The sequence below is a fragment of the Mesorhizobium sp. STM 4661 genome (genome assembly GCF_000359125.1).
GTDB lineage: Bacteria > Pseudomonadota > Alphaproteobacteria > Rhizobiales > Rhizobiaceae > Mesorhizobium.
Window position 1 is genome coordinate 1 of the sequence record NZ_CAAF010000061.1, and the last position, 18275, is coordinate 18275.

Genomic DNA, 18275 nt, shown 5'->3' on the forward strand with positions numbered 1-18275 from the left:
AGGCGTGGAGGATGTAGAGGTCGATGTAGTCGGTGCCGAGACGCTTCAGCGAGCCTTCGACGGCGCGTATTATGTTCTTGCGGCCGTTGCCGCCGGCATTCGGGTTGCCCTGTTCCAGATTCATGCTGAATTTGGTGCTGATCACAGCCTTGTCGCGCAGGCCGCGCTCGGCAATGAATTCGCCGAGCCAGGTCTCGGACGTGCCGCCGGTGTAAGCGTCGGCCGTGTCGAAGAAATTGCCGCCGGCCTCGACATAGGCATCGACCAGCGCGCGGGCGGTCTCCTTTTCGGCGCCCCAGCCCCATTCCGTGCCGAAGGTCATGGTGCCGAGCGCAAGCCGCGTGACACGCAGCCCGCTGTTGCCGAGCGTGTAATAGGTCATGGTCATGGTGTCTTTCCGGTCCTGATTTGGTTGATGCCGGCTTATTGGCCGGGGGTGGTCTTGACCCAGGGATTGCCGCGCTCGTGCGTCATGCGGAACGTGAAGCCATCGACCTTCCAGCCGGCGCCGGAGCGCGTCAGGTGATGCTCGTAAGTGCCCCAGACTTCCCACAGCGGGTCGCCATTGCCTTCCATCCGGTTCCAGGCATAGCCATTGGAGGAGACCATCGCGGCGTCAGGCTCGATGGCGACCTGGTGGTTGGTGCGCAGATGCAGACTGGTCTTGCTGCCCTTGAGATTGGCTGACCAGGTGCCGATAAGGTCGTCCGCAGCAATCGTGGCCGGAGGCTGTCCGGAGAGGCTGCTGAAATCGACGGTGACGCGATCGGCGAAATAGCCGCGAGCGCGCTTCCAGTCCCGTGCATCGACGGCGCGATCGATGGCATCGGCGATGCGGATGACGGCGCGCTCGTCGGCGAGCGCTTGCCAGTCGGATGGTTCTGCTCCGCCTGCATCGACGGGCGCCAACGTAAGGCCTGCCGCGAATGTAATGTGCTTCAACGCGTTCATGTCTCCATCTCCTTTGCGCTTCAGCCCGCCGCCGATGTGTTGACGACAATGTGGGGCAGCGCACCGGCATCGAGAAGATTGCATTGTCTGCACAGACTATGCGATATTGTTCATGAATGGATCGCGACCTGCTCAGCCATCTTCCAGTCGTCGTCGCCGTGGCCCGGCGCGGCGGCTTTGCGCTGGCGGCCGCCGAGCTCGGCATGAGCCCGTCGGCGGTCAGCCATGCGGTGCGGCTGGTGGAGGAGCGGATCGGCCAGCCGCTGTTTGCCCGCACAACGCGCAGCGTGTCGCTGACCGAGGCCGGTCAGGCGCTTGTCGCGACGGCGGAGCCCGCGCTGCGGGATATCGCCGAGCGGATGGAGCGTATTCGCGGCATCAAGGGCCGCCCGTCCGGATTGCTCAGACTCAATGTTTCGCATGTCGCCATCCCGATGGCGGTGACACCGGTCGTGACGGTCATGGCGGAGCGCTACCCCGATGTAACGGTGGAGATCTTTGCCAATGAAGGGCTGGTCGATATCGTCGGCGAAGGCTTTGACGCCGGTATCAGGCTTGGCGAGATGATCGCGCAGGACATGATCGCGATCCGGCTGACGCCGCCGTTCCAGGTGGTCATCGTCGCCTCGCCAGCCTATATCGGCCGGCGAGGCCGCCCGAGCAGGCTGGCCGACCTCGCCGCCCATAATTGCATCGGCTACCGTCTCGTGCGCTCCGGCGCGGTCTATCGCTGGGATTTGACGGAGGACGGCAAGGACGTGGTCGTGGAGACGCGCGGCACGGCTGTCGTCACCGATTCTCTCGTCGCGATCGATCTGGCGCTTTCGGGAACGGGGCTGGTCTATGTGTTCGAGCCGCTGGTGCGCGCCGACATAGAAGCCGGCCGGCTCGTCCAGGTGCTGCCGCAGTCGGCGATCGAGGAGCCGGGCCTGTTCCTCTACTTTCCCAAGCGGTCGGCAATGGCGCCGAAGCTCAGAGCCTTCATCGACACCGCACAAGAGATCGGCCGGACATCCTCGCGGACGCCCGGCCGAGTTGCCTGAGCTGAGAAACCCGTCTCCGGGCTATTTGTTTTCGGGCTATTTCTTGACCGCCGCCGCGACTTCCGCCGCGAAATCGGTCTCTTCCTTCTCGATGCCCTCGCCGAGCGCGAAGCGCAGATAGGCCGTGATCTTGGCCGGCGCGCCGATTTCCTTCTCGGCATCCTTCAGCGCCTTCTCGACGGTGACGTCGGGATTGAGCACGAAGGCCTGCTTCAGGAGCACGACCTCTTCGTAGAACTTGCGCAGGCGGCCCTCGACCATCTTCTCGATGATCGCTTCCGGCTTGCCGGACTGGCGCGCCTGGTCGGAGAAGATCGCCTTCTCGCGTTCGATGGCAGCCGGGTCGAGCTCTTCGGTGGTCAGCGCCATCGGGCTGGTGGCGGCGACATGCATGGCGACCTGACGGGCAAAGGCGTTGGCCGCATGCTCGTTGCCGGTCGTCTCGATCGCCACCAGCACGCCGAGCTTGCCCAGACCATCGGCAACCGCGTTATGCACATAGGTCGCCACAGCGCCATGCGGAACGGTGAGCTTGGCCGAGCGGCGGAAGCCCAGATTCTCGCCGATCGTGCCGACGGCATCCTTGATGACGTCGGTGACCGACTTGTCCGAACCCGGATATTTGGCAGCGGCAACCGCCTCGGTCTTACCATAGGCGAGCGCGACCTTGGCGACGTTGGCGACGATCTCCTGGAAGGCAGCGTTGCGGGCAACGAAATCGGTCTCGGAGTTGACCTCGACGACGGCTGCTTCGCGGACGCCGGAATCGACGCCGATCAGGCCCTCGGCAGCGGTGCGGCCGGCCTTCTTGTCGGCCTTGGAGATGCCCTTCTTGCGCAGCCAGTCGACGGCCTCTTCCATGTTGCCGTTGGTCTCGTTCAACGCCGCCTTGCAGTCCATCATGCCCGCGCCGGTCAAGTCGCGGAGTTCTTTGACCTGTGCAGCCGAAATGCTCATTGTCGCCTCTTTGTTTCAAATGCGCCGACGCACCATCGAAGTTCGATGACGCGCCCGGCACCAGCGCTTAGCGCGCCAACATATTGGAAAGATGAAGGCCGGAACCGGCCTTCGCTATTATGCTTCCGGGGTTTCGGCCGCCGGCGTCGGATCCAGCGCCGGCTCGACCGGGGCCTCGACCGCCGCGCCGACATCGACGCCGAGCGCGCCCTGCTGGCGAGCGATGCCGTCGATGGCAGCCTTGGCGATCAGGTCGCAATAGAGCTGGATGGCGCGGGCCGCGTCGTCATTGCCCGGGATCGGGAAGTCGATCTTGTCCGGATCGCAATTGGAATCGATGATGGCGACGACCGGTATGCCGAGACGCTTGGCCTCGAGGATGGCGATCGCTTCCTTGTTGGTGTCGATGACGAACATCAGGTCCGGCGTCGAGCCCATGTCCTTGATGCCGCCCAGCGCCTTGTCGAGCTTCTCGCGCTCGCGGTCGAGGTTGAGGCGCTCCTTCTTGGTCAGGCCCTGGGCCTCGCCGGCCAGCATCTCATCGAGCTTGCGCAGGCGCGAGATCGAATTCGAGATCGTCTTCCAGTTGGTCATCATGCCGCCGAGCCAGCGGGAATTGACATAATACTGGGCCGAGCGCTGTGCGGCATCGGCGACGATGTCGGACGCCTGGCGCTTGGTGCCGACGAACAGCACGCGGCCGCCCTTGGCAACGGTGTCGGACACCTGCTTCAGCGCCTGGTGCAGCAAAGGCACCGTCTGCGACAGGTCGATGATGTGGATGTTGTTGCGGGCGCCGTAGATGTAGGGCGCCATTTTCGGGTTCCAGCGGTGGGTCTGGTGGCCGAAGTGAATGCCAGCTTCCAAAAGCTGGCGCATGCTGAAATCAGGCAGAGCCATTCTCAAGTTCCTTTCCGGTTAGCCTCCACGGACACAGGCATTTTGGACGGATGTCCTCGAATGCCACCGGAGGTTTCAGCCGGATTTCTCCCGGGCAGACACCAAAGTCCGTGTGTGGAATGAGCGCGCATATAGAGGGGAAGTGCTGTAAACGCAAGCGCTGCCGTTCAGGGTGCGGCGATCGGCGCACCGCTGTCATCACCGTATCTTGCCCTTCGGCACCCGGACACGCCGGAAAATCGCGACGATTTCCTCACGGCTGCACTCGATGGCGCCAAGCCGCACCGCGCGGTCGCGTTCGAAGCCGGTTATGTCATAATGCGGCGCCGATGTCTTCGGCGGCCCCTGATAGGATGAGCGCTTGATGCCGAGCTGGGCGGCAAAGCGATGCAACTCGTCGGTATCGTCGGCAAGCAGATGGCACCAGCGGTGGCCGACCCACTTCCAGATTGCCGCGTCGACATAGACCGCCATCAGGCTTGCCGCACTCCCTCACCCGGTTCGCATGCCCGGTCGTTAGAGCGACGTGCGTCCAATTGGACGCACAAAGTACGCTCTAACACTTTGAATCTACGCATCGTGCTTTCCGAAAATCGATTCCGATTTTCGGGCCGATGCGATAGGCCAAGGTTGCGGCATCAGCGATGATAGAAGGGATTCGGATAGAAAATGAAGCCGCCGCCGGCCTCGACCTGGCCGACGATTGCGGTGATGGCGTCCTGCATGCGGCGGTGCAATTCGGCAAGCGCCTCATCGATCGAGCCCTGCCAGGCATGCAGTCCCAGCGGCTCCGGCGCGCGGATATGGGCGCGACGCGGCCCGGCCGGCTGCGGCACGAAGCGGTTGATCGTGTCGCGCAGCGTGCCCTTGCAGTAATCGTTGCGAATGCGCTTCAGGTGCTCGGCGATCTCCTCCTGCGTGATGCGCGGATTGGCCCATGCCCATGGCCCGAGACGCTGGATACGCTGGATGGTGTCCGCCAGCGTCCGGACCTGCTTCTGCTCTTCGGCATCGCCCGCCCCTTCCCGCAGCCAACGGCGCGACCGGCGCAAAAGCTCGGCGATCTCACCGGCGCCGGATTCGACCAGGGCGCCGGATTCGACTGGAATGAGTTTCCCAAGGTGCCGGCTCAACTCGATCAGCAACCGCTCCTGACGCGCGGCATAGGGGGTCTGCGCGTCAGGCATCATGTCGCACGCGCTCTCATCGCGCGACAAAAGCGTTGCATAAATATGGTGGACGCGCTCCGGCAGCGTATCGGCGGCATGGCGTTCGATCTTCAGGCTTTTCTCGACATAGCCGCATTCCTGAGCCAACGCCCGCTCGACATCTCTGGTGAATGCCAGCTTCCAGACGACCGGCGCGATCCACGCCTTGAAATCCCCGTCCGTTGCGCGACCGCGCTTGAGTGCTTCGAACCCCATCTCGACGGCCCCCGGAAGCAAGGGGGCGACGACATTGGCATGCCAACCGACGCCGCCCTCGGGATGCAGGAGCACGCCGTGCCCTTTCAGAGCCCAGGCGACCGAATGTTCCTTGGCCGCTCCGCTGTTGCCGGGGATCTGGGCGATCAGATTGTTGGCCAGCCAGAATTTCTGCATGGCCCGGCCGAGGCCGTTGACGACGCCATGCGTGGCCCACGATGCCGCGAGCGGGCTGACCTGAGAGACGATCTCCTTGTCGATCATCCAATCGGTGAAGAATTCCGGATGGTTGGGCGTGATGAATGTCGCCTTGCCTGCGCCGCTGCAAGCCTTCAGCCGCTGCCGGTCGTCATCGGGAAAGTCGATGTGGCGGACATTGGCGACGCCGCGCAAGCCGGCCAGGCGATTGAACGGCAGCAGGTCGCGAAGCCCCGGAACGCCGTGCAGCATGACAACCCGGTTGACGAAAGTCATGATCTTGATCAGCGCCGGACTGGGCTTCGGCGCCACGAACACATCGATTCTGCTCAACCTGATCCCCCAAGGTAGACGCTGGGGAAAGGGTGAGACGCAATTGCGGCGCGTTCAAGTCATGGCCGCGACAGCACCGCGTCGTGGTTAAGCGGAGGCTCATTTCGTTGGGCAGGGCTTAGACTGATCGAACAGCGATAGATTCACCAGCTTGCCGGTCATCGAGAATTCGCCATAGTTCATGACCATGTCGCGCGTGATGCCGTTCTCGTGCAGCTTGAAGCTGATCCGGTATTCCGGCACCTCCTCGCCTGATTTGTCGGTGTCGTCGAAATAGGCGATATCGACAGGCCAATATTTGTCGGTCGCGAGCTTGGCCAGCGCCGACGCTTCCGGATCGGCCTTGTCGGCATCGGTTTTCTTGCCGACGACGACGGTGGTGGCCATCACCTTGTCGGCATCTTCCGAGCCGTCGAACAGATTGGTTTCGTAGAAATTCTCGCCCTTTTCGGCCTTGCCGATCAGTTCGACCAGATGCTGGGTCGGGAATTGGGTGGCAGCCAGCTCGATGCTGTTCTTCTCCGGCTTGTCCATATCGACCTTGAGGCCCTTCGTTTCCTTCGTTGCCGTGCCCTTGACCTCCTTGTCGAGGTTCTGATCGACGAAGGATTTCGTCACGAACGAGAAAGTCTTGCCTTCGGCGTCCTCGAAGGTCGTCGTCTGCTGATCGGTCAGACGCGTGTTGTCGCCGGTGACGATCTGGGTGACCATGCGGAATTTCACCGTATAGCCTTCGCAGGGCGAGCCGTTGAACTCATAAACCATGCGGCCGGAAATGCCGGTGATGCCGGAACGATCCGATGCCTTGTCCAGGGTGATGTCGTAAACGGCGCGATGCGCCTGCAGCGCCGGCACGGCGAAAGCAGGAGCCACCGCGAAAAGCGCCGGCAGCAGAACAGCGTGGAATGCAAGGCGCGTTGCGCGCATGAGAGGCTCCGATCATCGCGGCCGATGGCAGGCCGCAGGGAAAGATGGTCCAGCTTAAAAAAAGTCATGGCGGAAGCGAGGCAAAAATAGCAATTTCGGCCCGGCCTGCGCGGCGACATCAAGCAATAGGGAAATACCATGAGTGAAACAATCGAAAAGCGGCTAAGCGATCTCGGCGTGACGCTTCCGGTCGCCGCGTCCCCCGCCGCCAACTACGTGCCCTATTGCAGGTCAGGCAACCTGCTCTTCACCGCCGGGCAGTTGCCCCTCAGGGAAGGCAAGCTGCAGGCAAGCGGTCTGCTCGGCCGCGAGGTCGACACTGCAAGCGGCAAGGAAGCGGCAAGATATTGCGCGATCAACATATTGGCGCAGGCCAAGGCAGCCCTCGGCGACCTCGATAAAATCCGCCGCCTGGTGAAGATCACCGTCTTCGTTGCTTCAGTGCCGGATTTTGTCGAACAGCACCTGGTGGCCAACGGCGCTTCCGATTTTCTGGTCGCTGTCCTCGGCGATCGCGGCAAACATGCCCGTTCCGCTGTAGGCACCGTTTCCCTGCCGCTTAATGCCGCAGTGGAAATCGAAGCGATCTTTGAAGTCGAGTGAGCCAGACATGACCGACCTTTCCTGGCTGACCGCCCGGCCCGTTGCCCACCGCGGCTTCCACGACATGAACAAGACACGCTGGGAGAACACGCTTTCCGCTTTTGCCGCCGCGGCCGAGCGCGGCTATGCGATCGAATGCGATGTGCATCTGTCGTCGGATCGCGTTCCCGTCATCATCCATGATGGCGACCTCAAGCGGCTGACCGGCCAGGACGGCTTCGTCTGGCAGCGCACGGCGGCCGAACTGACGGCGCTCAGGGTTGGTGGCACATCGGACCATCTGCCGACGCTGCAGCAGGCGCTCGATCTGGTCGGTTGCCGCGTGCCCATGGTCGTCGAGCTGAAAGGCGTTCCCGGCCGGGACGAAGGCCTGGTCGAAAGCGTCGGCAAGATGCTCAAGCGCTACAAGGGCAAGGCGGCGATCATGTCGTTCGACCACTGGCTGATCCGCGACTTTCCGAAACATGCGCCTGGCATCCCCGGCGGGTTGACCGCCTATGGCAAGGACGACCCGTTGATCGAGGCGCATTTCGCCATGCTGGCGCACGATCTCGCCTTCACCTCCTACGCCGCCGGCGACCTGCCGAACCGGTTCGTCTCCTTCGTGCGTGGCAAGCTCAAAATGCCTGTCATCACCTGGACCGTGCACGACCAGCCGGCGGTGGACCTGACCTTCAAATACGCCGACCAGATGACGTTCGAAGGCTTCGAGCCGGATCACGTGAAGGTGGCCTGAAGCGGGCTTGCACGGCCCACTTTGGAGCTTAAATTAGCCGCATGGATCAGGGTGATGAATGCGACGGGCAAACGGCGAACGGGCAGTATTCGATCCGCGTTGCCGCCGGCATCGGTGCCTTCACCTGCGACGAGTGGGACGGTCTTGGCGGCACTGCGCGCGGCGATAAAGAAAACGGCTACAACCCCCTTGTTTCATTCGCTTTTCTGAGCGCGATCGAGGATTCCGGCTGTGCCGTTCGGCGCACCGGCTGGCAGGGCCATCACCTCAGGCTGGAAACGGCGCAAGGCAGGCTGCTCGGCGCCCTTCCCTGCTATCTCAAATCGCACAGCCAGGGCGAATATGTGTTCGACCATGGCTGGTCGGACGCGTTCGAGCGCGCCGGCGGGCGCTATTATCCCAAGCTGCAATGCGCGGTGCCGTTTACACCCGTCACGGGCCCTCGCCTGCTGGTCCGCAAGGGCGAGGATAGCGACACCGTGAAGGCCGGGCTGGCTGCTGGCCTGAAGGCGGTGACGGAAAAGCTCGGCGTGTCTTCCGCTCATGTCACCTTCGCCCAGGAGAAAGACGTCGAGACGCTGGAGGCGGCAGGCTTCCTGCATCGCACCGACCAGCAGTTCCATTTCTTCAATGAAGGCTTTTCAACCTATGACGACTTTCTCGCCACGCTGGCTTCGCGCAAGCGCAAGGCGATGAAGAAGGAACGGCGCGAGGCGCTCGCTCACGACATTTCGATCGACTGGCTGACGGGCAAGGATCTGACCGAAAGAGTCTGGGACGACTTTTTTGCTTTCTACATGGACACCGGCAGCAGGAAATGGGGCCGGCCCTATCTCACCCGCGAATTCTTCTCGATGATCGGCGAGCGCATGGCCGACGACATCCTGCTGGTGATGGCCAGGCGCAACGGACGCTACATCGCCGGCGCCATTAATTTCATCGGCTCGGACGCGCTTTACGGCCGCAACTGGGGCTGCATCGAGGACCATCCCTTCCTGCATTTCGAGGTCTGCTATCATCAGGCGATCGACTTCGCCATCGAGCGCAAGCTGAAGGTGGTCGAGGCGGGTGCGCAAGGCGAACACAAGCTGGCGCGCGGCTACAGGCCGGTGACCATGCATTCGGCGCATTACATCGCGCATCCCGGCCTGCGCAACGCGGTGGCCGACTATCTCAGGCGCGAGCGGCGCGAAGTGGAGCGCATGAGCGACTACCTCGAAGAGCACACCCCGTTCCGCAAGGATCTGGAGGAGTAGGCTGAAGCCTGGTCGACGTTGCCTGACGCCTTGCCGCGCGAAGGCGGCTTCGCTACACGGGGGCTGAACATATATCTGGAGGGCGCGCCATGGCCGAAGCCAGCTACGATCCTGGCAACATTTTCGCCAAAATCCTGCGCGGTGAAATCCCGTCGCATCGCGTCTATGAGGACGATGCGGTCATCGCTTTCATGGATGTGATGCCGCAGGGAACGGGCCATACGCTGGTGGTGCCGAAGGCGCCGTCGCGCAACCTGCTCGACGCCGATCCGACGAAATTTGGTCCACTGTTTGCCGCCGTGCAGAAGGTGGCTCTCGCCGTGAAGAAGGTCTTCTCTGCCGACGGCGTCACTATCCTGCAATTCAACGAGCCGGCTTCCGGACAGAGTGTCTATCACCTACATGTCCACGTCATCCCACGCTTCGACGGCGTGCCGCTCAAGCCGCATACGGGACAGATGGAAAAGCCCGAGGTGCTGGCGGAAAACGCCGGCAAGATCCGGGCGGCCCTGGGAAGCTGAGGTCGGTGCCAAGCGCATGGTGCCTCCTCTATTCCCATGAAAAAAGCCCCGTTTCCGGGGCTTTTTGACTTCCAATTTGGTTACCCTTTGCGGGGCAGTTGCGGCACCAGGCTGCGCTTGCCGCCATCCTTGCCCTTGGACTCCGGCCTCTGCGTCACAGCCTTTTTCACGGCGGGCTTTTTCGCCACGGCAGCCTTCTTGACCTTCGGCGCATCGTCCAGCTGTTCCTTCTTCGGCTTGACCGGCGCCTCGTCGGCGAGCGATTCGAGCTTCAGGCCGGTCTCGCCGGTCTCCTTCTTCTCGACGGTGACGCGCACCGTGCCGCCCTTCTTGAGCTTGCCGAACAGCACCTCGTCGGCCAGCGGCTTCTTGATGTGCTCCTGGATGACGCGGCCGAGCGGCCGCGCGCCCATGCGCTCATCATAGCCCTTGTCGGCCAGCCAGGCGATCGCGTCCGACGACAAGTCGAAAGTGACGCCACGCTCGGAAAGCTGGGCCTCGAGCTGCATGACGAACTTCTGCACCACCTGATGGATAACCGGCACCGGCAGCGAGCCGAACGGGATGATCGCATCGAGACGGTTGCGGAATTCCGGCGTGAACAGCCGGTTGATCGCCTCGACATCGTCGCCTTCGCGCTTGGTCGAGCCGAAACCGATCGCCGCGCGCTGCGCATCCGATGCACCCGCATTGGTGGTCATGATCAGGATGACATTGCGGAAGTCGATCTGCTTGCCGTTGTGGTCGGTCAGCTTGCCGTGGTCCATGACCTGCAACAGGATGTTGAACAGATCCGGATGCGCCTTCTCGACTTCGTCCAGCAACAGCACGCAATGCGGATGCTGGTCGACGCCGTCGGTCAGCAGGCCGCCCTGGTCGAAGCCGACATAGCCGGGAGGCGCGCCGATCAGCCGCGAGACGGTGTGACGCTCCATGTATTCCGACATGTCGAAGCGGATCAGTTCGACCCCAAGCGAGGCGGCGAGCTGCTTTGCCACTTCGGTCTTGCCGACACCGGTCGGGCCTGAGAACAGGTAAGAGCCGATCGGCTTTTCCGGTTCGCGCAGGCCGGCACGCGCCAGCTTGATCGCCGAGGTCAGCGCGCTGATGGCGGTGTCCTGGCCATAGACGACGCGCTTCAACTCGACGTCCAGGCCTTGCAGCACCTTCTCGTCGTCGGCCGAAACCGTCTTAGGCGGAATGCGGGCCATGGTGGCGATCGTCGCCTCGATCTCCTTGATGCCGATGGTCTTCTTGCGCTTGGCCTCCGGCACCAGCATCTGCGAGGCGCCAGTCTCGTCGATCACGTCGATCGCCTTGTCCGGCAGCTTGCGGTCGTTGATGTAGCGCGCCGACAATTCGACCGAAGCCTTGATCGCCTCGCTCGTGTAGCGGACCTTGTGGAACTCCTCGAAATAGGGCTTCAGGCCCTTCATGATCTCGATGGCATCCTCGATGGTCGGCTCGTTGACGTCGATCTTCTGGAAGCGCCGCACCAGAGCGCGGTCCTTCTCGAAGAACTGGCGGAACTCCTTGTAGGTGGTCGAGCCGATGCAGCGGATCGCGCCTGACGACAACGCCGGCTTCAACAGGTTCGACGCGTCCATGGCGCCGCCCGATGTGGCCCCTGCCCCGATCACGGTGTGGATCTCGTCGATGAACAGCACCGCGCCGGGATAATCCTCGAGCTCCTTGACGACCTGCTTCAGCCGCTCCTCGAAATCGCCGCGGTAGCGGGTGCCGGCGAGCAGCGTGCCCATGTCGAGCGCGAAGATGGTGGCATTGAGCAGCACTTCCGGCACGTCGCCCTCGACGATGCGCTTGGCGAGGCCTTCGGCGATCGCCGTCTTGCCGACGCCGGGGTCACCGACATAGAGCGGGTTGTTCTTGGAACGCCGGCACAGCACCTGGATGGTGCGGTTGATCTCGCTCTCGCGGCCGATCAGCGGATCGATCTTGCCGGCCTTGGCCTTGTTGTTGAGGTTGACGCAATAGGCGGTCAGCGCATCCTGCTGCTGCTTCTTCTTGCCGTTTTCCTCCTGCGGCTCGGGGCCGTTCTGGCCACCCTGCTCGTCATCGGCGCCGCGCGGCGTCCGCGTTTCGGATGCGCCGGGGCGCTTGGCGATGCCGTGCGAGATGTAGTTGACCGCGTCGTAACGGGTCATCTGCTGTTCCTGCAGGAAATAGGCGGCATGGCTCTCGCGCTCGGCGAAGATGGCAACGAGCACATTGGCGCCCGACACTTCCTCGCGGCCGGACGATTGCACATGGATCACCGCACGCTGGATGACGCGCTGGAAGCCGGCCGTCGGCTTGGAATCCTCGTCGTAGCCGGTGACGAGGTTGTCGAGTTCGGTGTCGATATAGGTGAGCACCGTGTGCTTCAGCTCGTCGAGATCGACATTGCAGGCACGCATGACGGCGGCCGCCTCGGTATCGTCGATGAGCGCGAGCAACAGGTGTTCAAGGGTTGCATATTCATGGTGCCGCTCATTGGCGAGCGTCAGCGCTTGGTGAAGCGCCTTTTCCAGGCCTTGGGAGAAAGCCGGCATGTTACCTCACTTCTTCTCCATCACGCATTGCAGCGGATGCTGATTCTGTCGGGCGAAATCCATGACCTGGGACACTTTGGTCTCGGCCACCTCGAATGTATAGACCCCGCACTCGCCCACTCCATGATTGTGAACATGAAGCATGATGCGTGTGGCGGCTTCACGGTCCTTCTGGAAAAAACGCTCCAGCACGTGAACCACGAATTCCATGGGTGTGTAGTCGTCGTTGAGAATGAGGACCCGGTAAAGGCTGGGCTTCTTGGTCTTGGTTTTGGTGCGCGTGATGACGGCCGTACCACGACCGGCCTCGTTGCCGTCGCTGCCGTTTTGCATACGCGCCACGTCTCTCGTGGCAGTCAAACCGATCGTCACGCAGTCCTGCCTTTTTCGAATCCCCATGCGAGTTCGACATGTAGGTGTTCGATGGACGATTTTAAGCCCTTCTGTTTAGCTGACAATATGGCTAGGTGGGCAAACTTCACGGATTTTCGCAATCGTGAAGCCGGCGGAGCCCCTGATTTGAGATTGCCATGAAAAAACCCGGCCGCGCTTCCGCGGCCGGGTCTGTCTTACAGGCTCGGGGCCGTCTTGGCATCATACAGACAAATTACTTCGCCTTTGCGACGATCGATTCGAACGGCTTGTAGGCTTCCTTGGCGAGTTCGGCATAGAGATCGCCAATCTTGGTGGCTTCGGTGACGAAGGATTCGTAGGACTGCTTGGCGTAGTCGGACTGGATTTCGACCGCCTTCTCCAGCGACTTGGCCGAGAAGAGTTTCTCGACCGCGGCGCTGCCGGCTTCGAAGCTCTTCTTGGTGTATTCGCCCGCTTCGGCGGCAATGGCCTGAGCGCTCTTGGAAAGGGACGCAAAGCTCTTCAAACCGGTGTCGGCAAACTCTTTGCCGTATTTGCTGAAATCTTCGTAGGTTTGGGTCATTTCCCGTACTCCCTTGATGGTGGCCCTTGATGGTGGTCATTGACGGTCGCCCATCAACAATGGGCGCGCCCTATCCGGCCGCGTTGTGCAATGCACGTCAATATATTGTGCGCTGCACAAAAGTCAAGATTTAGCCAACATCGGCGACCCCGCCACGCCGGCAATGGCTAAGATTCGAATAAAGAGAAGCTCAATCCCGAAGAAAACGGTGAACGCGGCGGTTACCATAAACGGATTGGTAACGCTGGCCGCGTTAGCGTGACCGGAAGTGAGGCAGGACCCTTTGCCGCCTCCAGCGCAACAAAAAATTCAAAGGAACTATCGGTGCGTCAGGCGTTGTCGGGCATTCTTTCCAAATCCGCGTCCTCTTTGAAAACGATTATGATCCTCGCTTTGGCGATGACATTCGTCGTTGGCGAGGCAGCTTCGTCCCAGGCGGCCAGGTCGGCCGCCATCGTCATCGACGCCAAGACCGGCAAGGTGCTTTATTCATCGGATGCCGACGGCCGGCGCTATCCCGCCTCGCTCACCAAGATGATGACGCTTTACCTGACCTTCGAGGCGATGGCGAAGGGCAGGATCGCCAAGAATTCCCGGGTCGTCTTCTCGGCCCGTGCTGCTGCCGAACCGCCGACGAAACTCGGCGTCCGGCCCGGCGGCGCGGTCACGGTAGAGACCGCGGTCCTGTCGATGGTGACCAAGTCGGCAAACGACTCGGCAACGGCGCTCGGCGAACTCCTCGGCGGCAATGAAGCCAATTTCGCCCGCATGATGACCGCCAAGGCCCGGGCGCTGGGCATGAAGTCGACCGTTTTCCGCAATGCCAACGGTTTGCCGGACCCGGGTCAGTTCACGACCGCGCGCGACATGGCGATGCTCGGCATCGCGCTGAGGGAGCATTTTCCCCAGTATTACGGCTATTTCTCGCAGCGCTCGTTCCTGTATGGCCGCAAGCGCATCAACGGCCATAACCGCCTGCTCGGGCGCATCAAGGGCGTCGATGGCATCAAGACGGGTTACACGCGGGCCTCCGGCTACAATCTCGTCTCCTCGGTCTCCGATGGTGATCGCCGCATTGTAGCGGTGGTCATGGGCGGGAAATCGGGCGGCAGCCGCGACAACCAGATGGCCGGGCTGATCAACGCCTACATGCCGAAGGCGTCGTCGCGCGGCAGCGGCGTGCTGATCGCCAGGGCTGGCGGCGGCAACCCGATCACGGCACTGGCCAAGGTGTTCCTGCCTAAGCACGACGCGCCGACGCCGGACGAAAAGCCGGGCAACGATGCCGTTGCCTCTCTTGTTGAGGAAAACGCGCCCGTCGTTGAGGAGACCACTCCCGTCGTCCAGACCAGAAAGGTCAAGACGGTGGCCGTGGCGACAGTGGACGACGTTGCGACAGCCCGGGTTGCCGCGGCCTATGCCGAACCGGAGGCGGTCGATCCCGTCAATACCGCATCGGTGCCGTCGGGCTGGGCAATACAGGTCGCTTCTTCGCCAAAACGGTCCGAAGCCCAGGCTTTCCTCGACAAGACGACGAAGCAGGCCCCCTCGGTCCTCGCCGACGCATCCGGTTTCACCGTCGCATTCGACAAGGACGGCGTCACCTACTACCGCGCCAGGTTCGGTGGCTTTGGTTCGAAGAACGCCGCCTGGAAAGCCTGCAGCGCCCTGAAGAAAAAGAAGATCGAGTGCTACGCCGTCCAGCAATAGGCGGTGTGGAAGAACGCCTCCCGGGAATTCTGCGTCGAAGGAGACTAGTTGTGATTGGAGAGCAAGACATCCTTGGCTTCGTTGATCCGCGCCGCAAGGAAAGACGTGCCACCGATATCGGGGTGCAGGCGCTGCATCAGGCGGCGGTGCGCCTTGCGGACATCCGCCGCGGCGGCCCCCGCTTCAAGACCAAGGATCTTGTAGGCCTCCTCCTTAGTCATGGCGCCCGAACCTGGCGCAACACCCAGCCCTTCGCCACCATTCGCCTCAGCGTCTTTGCGCCAGACGGGAAATCTGCTGTCAAGATACGTCTCTAGCAATTGGCGGCTTTCCGGGTCGCCGGAAAGCTCGCGGTAAAGCTGCTGCAATTCCGCAAGTCCCATCGCGCCGAGCATCTTGCCTTCATGGCGACCGGCCAGAACGAGGCCTTCCAGGCTGCCGCTATCGTGATCGAGCTCCATTTCGAGTGCCGCGGTGCGCACCGTCGAATGCTTGCCCGGCGACAACTTCGCTGGCGGTCGTTTCATCCGCATGGAGCCATACCAGGCGAGCGCCGCCGACAGGATCAAACCGCCTACACCTTGGCGTCCGACCAGCAGCACGGCGACGCCGACCAGCGCCAACAGCAGAGGTCCGAGCGTCCTCATCCCGCTCGCGAGTCGCCCGGGGTCGGCGCGGACAAAGACGGTGGCGACGCCGAGAAGCACCAGAACGAGTGCTAAAAACAGGATAATCGCGCCCATTATTTCCTGCCGCCCCGCAGATGCTCGATCATCAGCCGGTCTTCCGGCCTGCCTCTGGCTTCCAATGCCGTCAGCCCGCCGGTCGCGAACACGGCAACCGCCGAAAGCAGGCTGGCCAAGGTCGCGGCTGCCCGCCGATCAAATCGGAACCATGCCCCTTTGGACAGCCGCGCGATCTCCTTGAAGACCTTTTCCGCGCCGGAATCATGACCCTCTTGAAAGATGAAGACAGGAACGCCGTGCAGGCCGAGGCTGCCCGCTTTGGTGGCAAGGTCGTCGACATTTTCTTCCATCGCGTCGCCGATATAGACCAGCGCATTGACCTTGGAGGCCGCTGTCTGCTTCAGTGCATTGGCAAGCACCTTGCCGATCTGGGTGTTGCCGCTGCGGCATTCTATCCGCGTCATCAGTTGCTTCAACGCGTCTGTATTGGTCACGAACGCGGACGAACGGCACTCGCCGAGGCCGCGAAAATAGACCAATTGAACCTTCAGCGCCCCGGCCTTGCCGACGGCGTCGAACATCTCGCCTTGCAACGAACAGGCGAGATCCCAGGTCGGCTGGCGGCTCATCGTGGCGTCGAGGGAAAGGATCAGCCTGCCTGAACCCGTCGCGGACGCAGCAAGCGTCCTCGCTTGGCGGACAAAGGCATCGATTTCACCGGTGCTCGATTGAGGCTTGACCGGCGCAGGATCGGCCCTTGCGGGCACGGGCGGCTTCTTGTCGCTCATGCGATTCAAGATGTGGCGTTGCCGCGCCGCTTGCAAGTCCATCATGAGGCGACTTTGAGGGCCAGCAGTCCTAGCCCTGCACCTTGCGGCTTCTGCTCGACCCATACCCCAACCGGACCTTGTCACGGGGACTTCCGTTCCTCGTCAGGAACATCAGGCCGAACATGGCGAACCACGTCAAGACGAAGCTGATCATGGAGAGCGCGGCAGCTTCAGTGGGAGCGCTTTTGCCGACCTCGTTGATCGAGACAGGGAAAGTGCGAAACAGCATGATGTTGGAAACGGTGAATTCACCTGTAACGACTGTAAATGTCATCAGCATGCAACTGACAAGGGCGGCGCGGAGATTGGGAAGAACGACCAGCGTCATGGTTTTCCAGACGCCCGCGCCCAGGCTTTCGGCAGCTTCCTTCAGCGTTTTCAGATCCAGTGCGGCAAGACCGACATCCAGCGACCGGAATGCAAAGGGCAGCGCGAGGAAAAAATAGGGAATCGTCAGATAGAAGGGCGATCCGATGAGCCATGTCGGGCCGGCGATGAGCGCCGAAAGCCCACCGACAAAAGCTATGGCCGGAACGACGAACGGCAGGATCGCGATCAACTCGATCACCATGCGCATGCGCGGCGCGTAAAGATGGCTGGCGATCACGGCTGGCGTCAGAATCAGGAGGATCAGCGCGCTCGTGCAGGCCGAGAGCTGCAGCGAGAGGATAAGGGGAGCTGAGAGATCTTTCCGGTAGAGGAGGTTGACGTAGGACGAAAGCCCGTAGGATGTCTGTCCTTCCCACAGGCTGAACAGCATCGTCATGGCGAGCGGCATGACAAAATAGACGACCGCGACGGCGAGAACGCTCCAGCGAACAAAAGAATTCTGCCCCATGTCAGGACTGCCATCGTCTGGCGCGACGCATGAACAGGTTGCTTGCCGCAACGACGCCGACCATGACGGCGATCATGCTGACTGAAAGCGCCGCCCCGGTTTGCGGGGAGTTCATGACATCGCCGGAAAGCACGTTGCCGATCTCGGTCGTCAGCAGCAGCAGGTTGCCGGAGGTGAGCGCGTAAGCCGTCGCATAGCCGGAAAAGGCCGAGCCGAACAGCAATATGAAGGCGGAAACCAGCGATGGCGCCAAGATGGGAACCACCACGAGCCGCAGATATTGCCACGGCGTTGCGCCTAGGCTTTCCGCCGCTTCGGACCACTCGACGCGCAGTGCCTGAATGGCAGGCGTAATGATGATGACCATCAGCGGAATGAGGAAATACGCGTAGATAATGGTAAGGCCGCCGAGCGAATACAGTGTGAAACCAGTCGCGTAGATGTCGATGCCGAGTGCTTTCAGCGCGCGTGTCAGCAGGCCGGACATGCCGAGGCTGGCAATGAAGGCAAATGCCAGCGGAACGCCGGCAAAGTTGGCCGCTACCGCGCTGAAACTTGTCGCGATGGCTCCGAGCACCGGTGGCGCCTTTCGATGAAACACGACGGCGGCGATTGCACCGCCGCAGACGACACCCACCGTCGCCGAAGCGACCGACAGCATCACGGAGTTGTAGGCGGCGGAACGGAACGTCCCGCCGCCGAGTGCGTAGATGTAGTCGAGCGTGAAACCATCGGCGCCACTCACCGATTGCCAGGCCAACATGATCGTGGGGGCGACCATGAAAGCTGCGGCAAAGACAAGAAACGGCCCCATCATCACCGCCGGCAGGGCCCAACGGGAAAGAAGACGGAGCAAGCCATTGCGACAATGCG

Annotated in this window: 20 protein-coding genes; 6 read left to right on the forward strand and 14 right to left on the reverse strand. The window is 62.0% G+C overall.

Features of this window, described 5'->3' with window-relative positions:
- Both MESS4_RS19415 and MESS4_RS19420 read right to left on the reverse strand, forming a co-directional pair.
- Positions 1 to 388 (reverse strand): aldo/keto reductase (locus tag MESS4_RS19415; protein ID WP_036241692.1); only part of this gene is annotated, 388 nt, incomplete at its 3' end.
- A 35-nt stretch (positions 389 to 423) separates the two neighbouring features.
- Complete coding sequence (locus MESS4_RS19420) at positions 424 to 951, reverse strand: nuclear transport factor 2 family protein (RefSeq protein ID WP_006334601.1); 528 nt, start codon at positions 949 to 951, stop codon at positions 424 to 426.
- A gap of 116 nt (positions 952 to 1067) precedes the next feature.
- Here MESS4_RS19420 and MESS4_RS19425 point away from each other — a divergent pair, with 116 nt between their 5' ends.
- Positions 1068 to 1994 carry a LysR family transcriptional regulator gene (locus MESS4_RS19425; RefSeq protein WP_006334603.1) on the forward strand — a complete coding sequence of 309 codons (927 nt, stop codon included), beginning with the start codon at positions 1068 to 1070 and terminating at the stop codon, positions 1992 to 1994.
- 36 nt (positions 1995 to 2030) lie between these two features.
- On the opposite strand, the gene tsf is transcribed toward MESS4_RS19425, so the two are convergent.
- The 5 genes from tsf to MESS4_RS19450 form a co-directional block, all read right to left on the reverse strand.
- Entirely contained in the window at positions 2031 to 2951 is a 921-nt protein-coding gene (gene tsf, locus MESS4_RS19430; protein ID WP_006334606.1) for a translation elongation factor Ts, read from the reverse strand.
- Positions 2952 to 3068: 117 nt separating this feature from the next.
- The gene (gene rpsB / locus MESS4_RS19435) at positions 3069 to 3851 is read right to left on the reverse strand and encodes a 30S ribosomal protein S2 (protein ID WP_006334608.1); all 783 of its coding nucleotides are present in this window, start codon (positions 3849 to 3851) and stop codon (positions 3069 to 3071) included.
- Positions 3852 to 4049: 198 nt separating this feature from the next.
- The gene (locus tag MESS4_RS19440) at positions 4050 to 4325 is read right to left on the reverse strand and encodes a DUF4031 domain-containing protein (RefSeq protein ID WP_006334612.1); all 276 of its coding nucleotides are present in this window, start codon (positions 4323 to 4325) and stop codon (positions 4050 to 4052) included.
- A gap of 164 nt (positions 4326 to 4489) precedes the next feature.
- On the reverse strand, positions 4490 to 5806 hold the full coding sequence (locus tag MESS4_RS19445) for a hypothetical protein (protein ID WP_006334614.1): 1317 nt from the start codon (positions 5804 to 5806) through the stop codon (positions 4490 to 4492).
- 99 nt (positions 5807 to 5905) lie between these two features.
- On the reverse strand, positions 5906 to 6733 hold the full coding sequence (locus MESS4_RS19450) for a cell envelope integrity EipB family protein (RefSeq protein ID WP_006334616.1): 828 nt from the start codon (positions 6731 to 6733) through the stop codon (positions 5906 to 5908).
- A 138-nt stretch (positions 6734 to 6871) separates the two neighbouring features.
- Between MESS4_RS19450 and MESS4_RS19455 the strand changes: the two genes are divergently transcribed.
- From MESS4_RS19455 to MESS4_RS19470, 4 genes are all read left to right on the forward strand, one after another.
- Entirely contained in the window at positions 6872 to 7336 is a 465-nt protein-coding gene (locus MESS4_RS19455) for a RidA family protein (protein WP_006334618.1), read from the forward strand.
- A gap of 7 nt (positions 7337 to 7343) precedes the next feature.
- Complete coding sequence (locus tag MESS4_RS19460; protein WP_006334620.1) at positions 7344 to 8072, forward strand: glycerophosphodiester phosphodiesterase; 729 nt, start codon at positions 7344 to 7346, stop codon at positions 8070 to 8072.
- Between the two features lie 41 nt (positions 8073 to 8113).
- Positions 8114 to 9328: a GNAT family N-acetyltransferase gene (locus MESS4_RS19465; protein WP_006334622.1), complete on the forward strand. Its 1215-nt coding sequence runs from the start codon at positions 8114 to 8116 to the stop codon at positions 9326 to 9328.
- A gap of 89 nt (positions 9329 to 9417) precedes the next feature.
- Positions 9418 to 9849 (forward strand): HIT family protein, encoded by a 432-nt coding sequence (locus MESS4_RS19470; RefSeq protein WP_006334624.1) that lies wholly within the window; start codon positions 9418 to 9420, stop codon positions 9847 to 9849.
- An 80-nt stretch (positions 9850 to 9929) separates the two neighbouring features.
- Here MESS4_RS19470 and clpA read toward each other — a convergent pair whose 3' ends face one another.
- The 3 genes from clpA to MESS4_RS19485 form a co-directional block, all read right to left on the reverse strand.
- The gene (clpA, locus tag MESS4_RS19475) at positions 9930 to 12401 is read right to left on the reverse strand and encodes an ATP-dependent Clp protease ATP-binding subunit ClpA (protein WP_006334626.1); all 2472 of its coding nucleotides are present in this window, start codon (positions 12399 to 12401) and stop codon (positions 9930 to 9932) included.
- Positions 12402 to 12407: 6 nt separating this feature from the next.
- Positions 12408 to 12734, reverse strand: a complete 327-nt coding sequence (clpS, locus tag MESS4_RS19480) for an ATP-dependent Clp protease adapter ClpS (RefSeq protein ID WP_036241697.1) — start codon at positions 12732 to 12734, stop codon at positions 12408 to 12410.
- 274 nt (positions 12735 to 13008) lie between these two features.
- Positions 13009 to 13338, reverse strand: a complete 330-nt coding sequence (locus MESS4_RS19485) for a phasin family protein (RefSeq protein ID WP_006334630.1) — start codon at positions 13336 to 13338, stop codon at positions 13009 to 13011.
- Between the two features lie 324 nt (positions 13339 to 13662).
- On the opposite strand from MESS4_RS19485, the gene MESS4_RS19490 reads away from it, so the two are divergent.
- The gene (locus MESS4_RS19490) at positions 13663 to 15048 is read left to right on the forward strand and encodes a D-alanyl-D-alanine carboxypeptidase (protein ID WP_036241698.1); all 1386 of its coding nucleotides are present in this window, start codon (positions 13663 to 13665) and stop codon (positions 15046 to 15048) included.
- Positions 15049 to 15092: 44 nt separating this feature from the next.
- Here MESS4_RS19490 and MESS4_RS19495 read toward each other — a convergent pair whose 3' ends face one another.
- From MESS4_RS19495 to MESS4_RS19510, 4 genes are all read right to left on the reverse strand, one after another.
- The gene (locus tag MESS4_RS19495) at positions 15093 to 15791 is read right to left on the reverse strand and encodes a DnaJ domain-containing protein (RefSeq protein WP_006334635.1); all 699 of its coding nucleotides are present in this window, start codon (positions 15789 to 15791) and stop codon (positions 15093 to 15095) included.
- Positions 15791 to 16522 carry a hypothetical protein gene (locus MESS4_RS19500; RefSeq protein WP_036241719.1) on the reverse strand — a complete coding sequence of 244 codons (732 nt, stop codon included), beginning with the start codon at positions 16520 to 16522 and terminating at the stop codon, positions 15791 to 15793. The genes MESS4_RS19495 and MESS4_RS19500 overlap by 1 nt, the downstream gene beginning before the upstream one ends.
- A 70-nt stretch (positions 16523 to 16592) precedes the next feature.
- Positions 16593 to 17402 (reverse strand): ABC transporter permease subunit, encoded by an 810-nt coding sequence (locus MESS4_RS19505; RefSeq protein ID WP_006334639.1) that lies wholly within the window; start codon positions 17400 to 17402, stop codon positions 16593 to 16595.
- Between the two features lies 1 nt (position 17403).
- Positions 17404 to 18183, reverse strand: a complete 780-nt coding sequence (locus MESS4_RS19510; RefSeq protein ID WP_006334641.1) for an ABC transporter permease subunit — start codon at positions 18181 to 18183, stop codon at positions 17404 to 17406.
- Positions 18184 to 18275: the final 92 nt, after the last annotated feature.

What these genes read in the sequence shown, in the direction of transcription:
- MESS4_RS19425 (WP_006334603.1), top strand. Translation starts at nt 1,068, where the DNA reads ATGGATCGCGACCTGCTCAGCCATCTTCCAGTCGTCGTCGCCGTGGCC.
- MESS4_RS19470 (WP_006334624.1), top strand. Translation starts at nt 9,418, where the DNA reads ATGGCCGAAGCCAGCTACGATCCTGGCAACATTTTCGCCAAAATCCTG.
- clpS (WP_036241697.1), bottom strand. Translation starts at nt 12,734, where the DNA reads ATGCAAAACGGCAGCGACGGCAACGAGGCCGGTCGTGGTACGGCCGTC.
- tsf (WP_006334606.1), bottom strand. Translation starts at nt 2,951, where the DNA reads ATGAGCATTTCGGCTGCACAGGTCAAAGAACTCCGCGACTTGACCGGC.
- MESS4_RS19455 (WP_006334618.1), top strand. Translation starts at nt 6,872, where the DNA reads ATGAGTGAAACAATCGAAAAGCGGCTAAGCGATCTCGGCGTGACGCTT.
- MESS4_RS19500 (WP_036241719.1), bottom strand. Translation starts at nt 16,522, where the DNA reads ATGAGCGACAAGAAGCCGCCCGTGCCCGCAAGGGCCGATCCTGCGCCG.
- MESS4_RS19495 (WP_006334635.1), bottom strand. Translation starts at nt 15,791, where the DNA reads ATGGGCGCGATTATCCTGTTTTTAGCACTCGTTCTGGTGCTTCTCGGC.
- MESS4_RS19485 (WP_006334630.1), bottom strand. Translation starts at nt 13,338, where the DNA reads ATGACCCAAACCTACGAAGATTTCAGCAAATACGGCAAAGAGTTTGCC.
- MESS4_RS19420 (WP_006334601.1), bottom strand. Translation starts at nt 951, where the DNA reads ATGAACGCGTTGAAGCACATTACATTCGCGGCAGGCCTTACGTTGGCG.
- MESS4_RS19440 (WP_006334612.1), bottom strand. Translation starts at nt 4,325, where the DNA reads ATGGCGGTCTATGTCGACGCGGCAATCTGGAAGTGGGTCGGCCACCGC.
- rpsB (WP_006334608.1), bottom strand. Translation starts at nt 3,851, where the DNA reads ATGGCTCTGCCTGATTTCAGCATGCGCCAGCTTTTGGAAGCTGGCATT.
- MESS4_RS19510 (WP_006334641.1), bottom strand. Translation starts at nt 18,183, where the DNA reads ATGGTCGCCCCCACGATCATGTTGGCCTGGCAATCGGTGAGTGGCGCC.
- MESS4_RS19460 (WP_006334620.1), top strand. Translation starts at nt 7,344, where the DNA reads ATGACCGACCTTTCCTGGCTGACCGCCCGGCCCGTTGCCCACCGCGGC.
- MESS4_RS19505 (WP_006334639.1), bottom strand. Translation starts at nt 17,402, where the DNA reads ATGGGGCAGAATTCTTTTGTTCGCTGGAGCGTTCTCGCCGTCGCGGTC.
- clpA (WP_006334626.1), bottom strand. Translation starts at nt 12,401, where the DNA reads ATGCCGGCTTTCTCCCAAGGCCTGGAAAAGGCGCTTCACCAAGCGCTG.
- MESS4_RS19450 (WP_006334616.1), bottom strand. Translation starts at nt 6,733, where the DNA reads ATGCGCGCAACGCGCCTTGCATTCCACGCTGTTCTGCTGCCGGCGCTT.
- MESS4_RS19465 (WP_006334622.1), top strand. Translation starts at nt 8,114, where the DNA reads ATGGATCAGGGTGATGAATGCGACGGGCAAACGGCGAACGGGCAGTAT.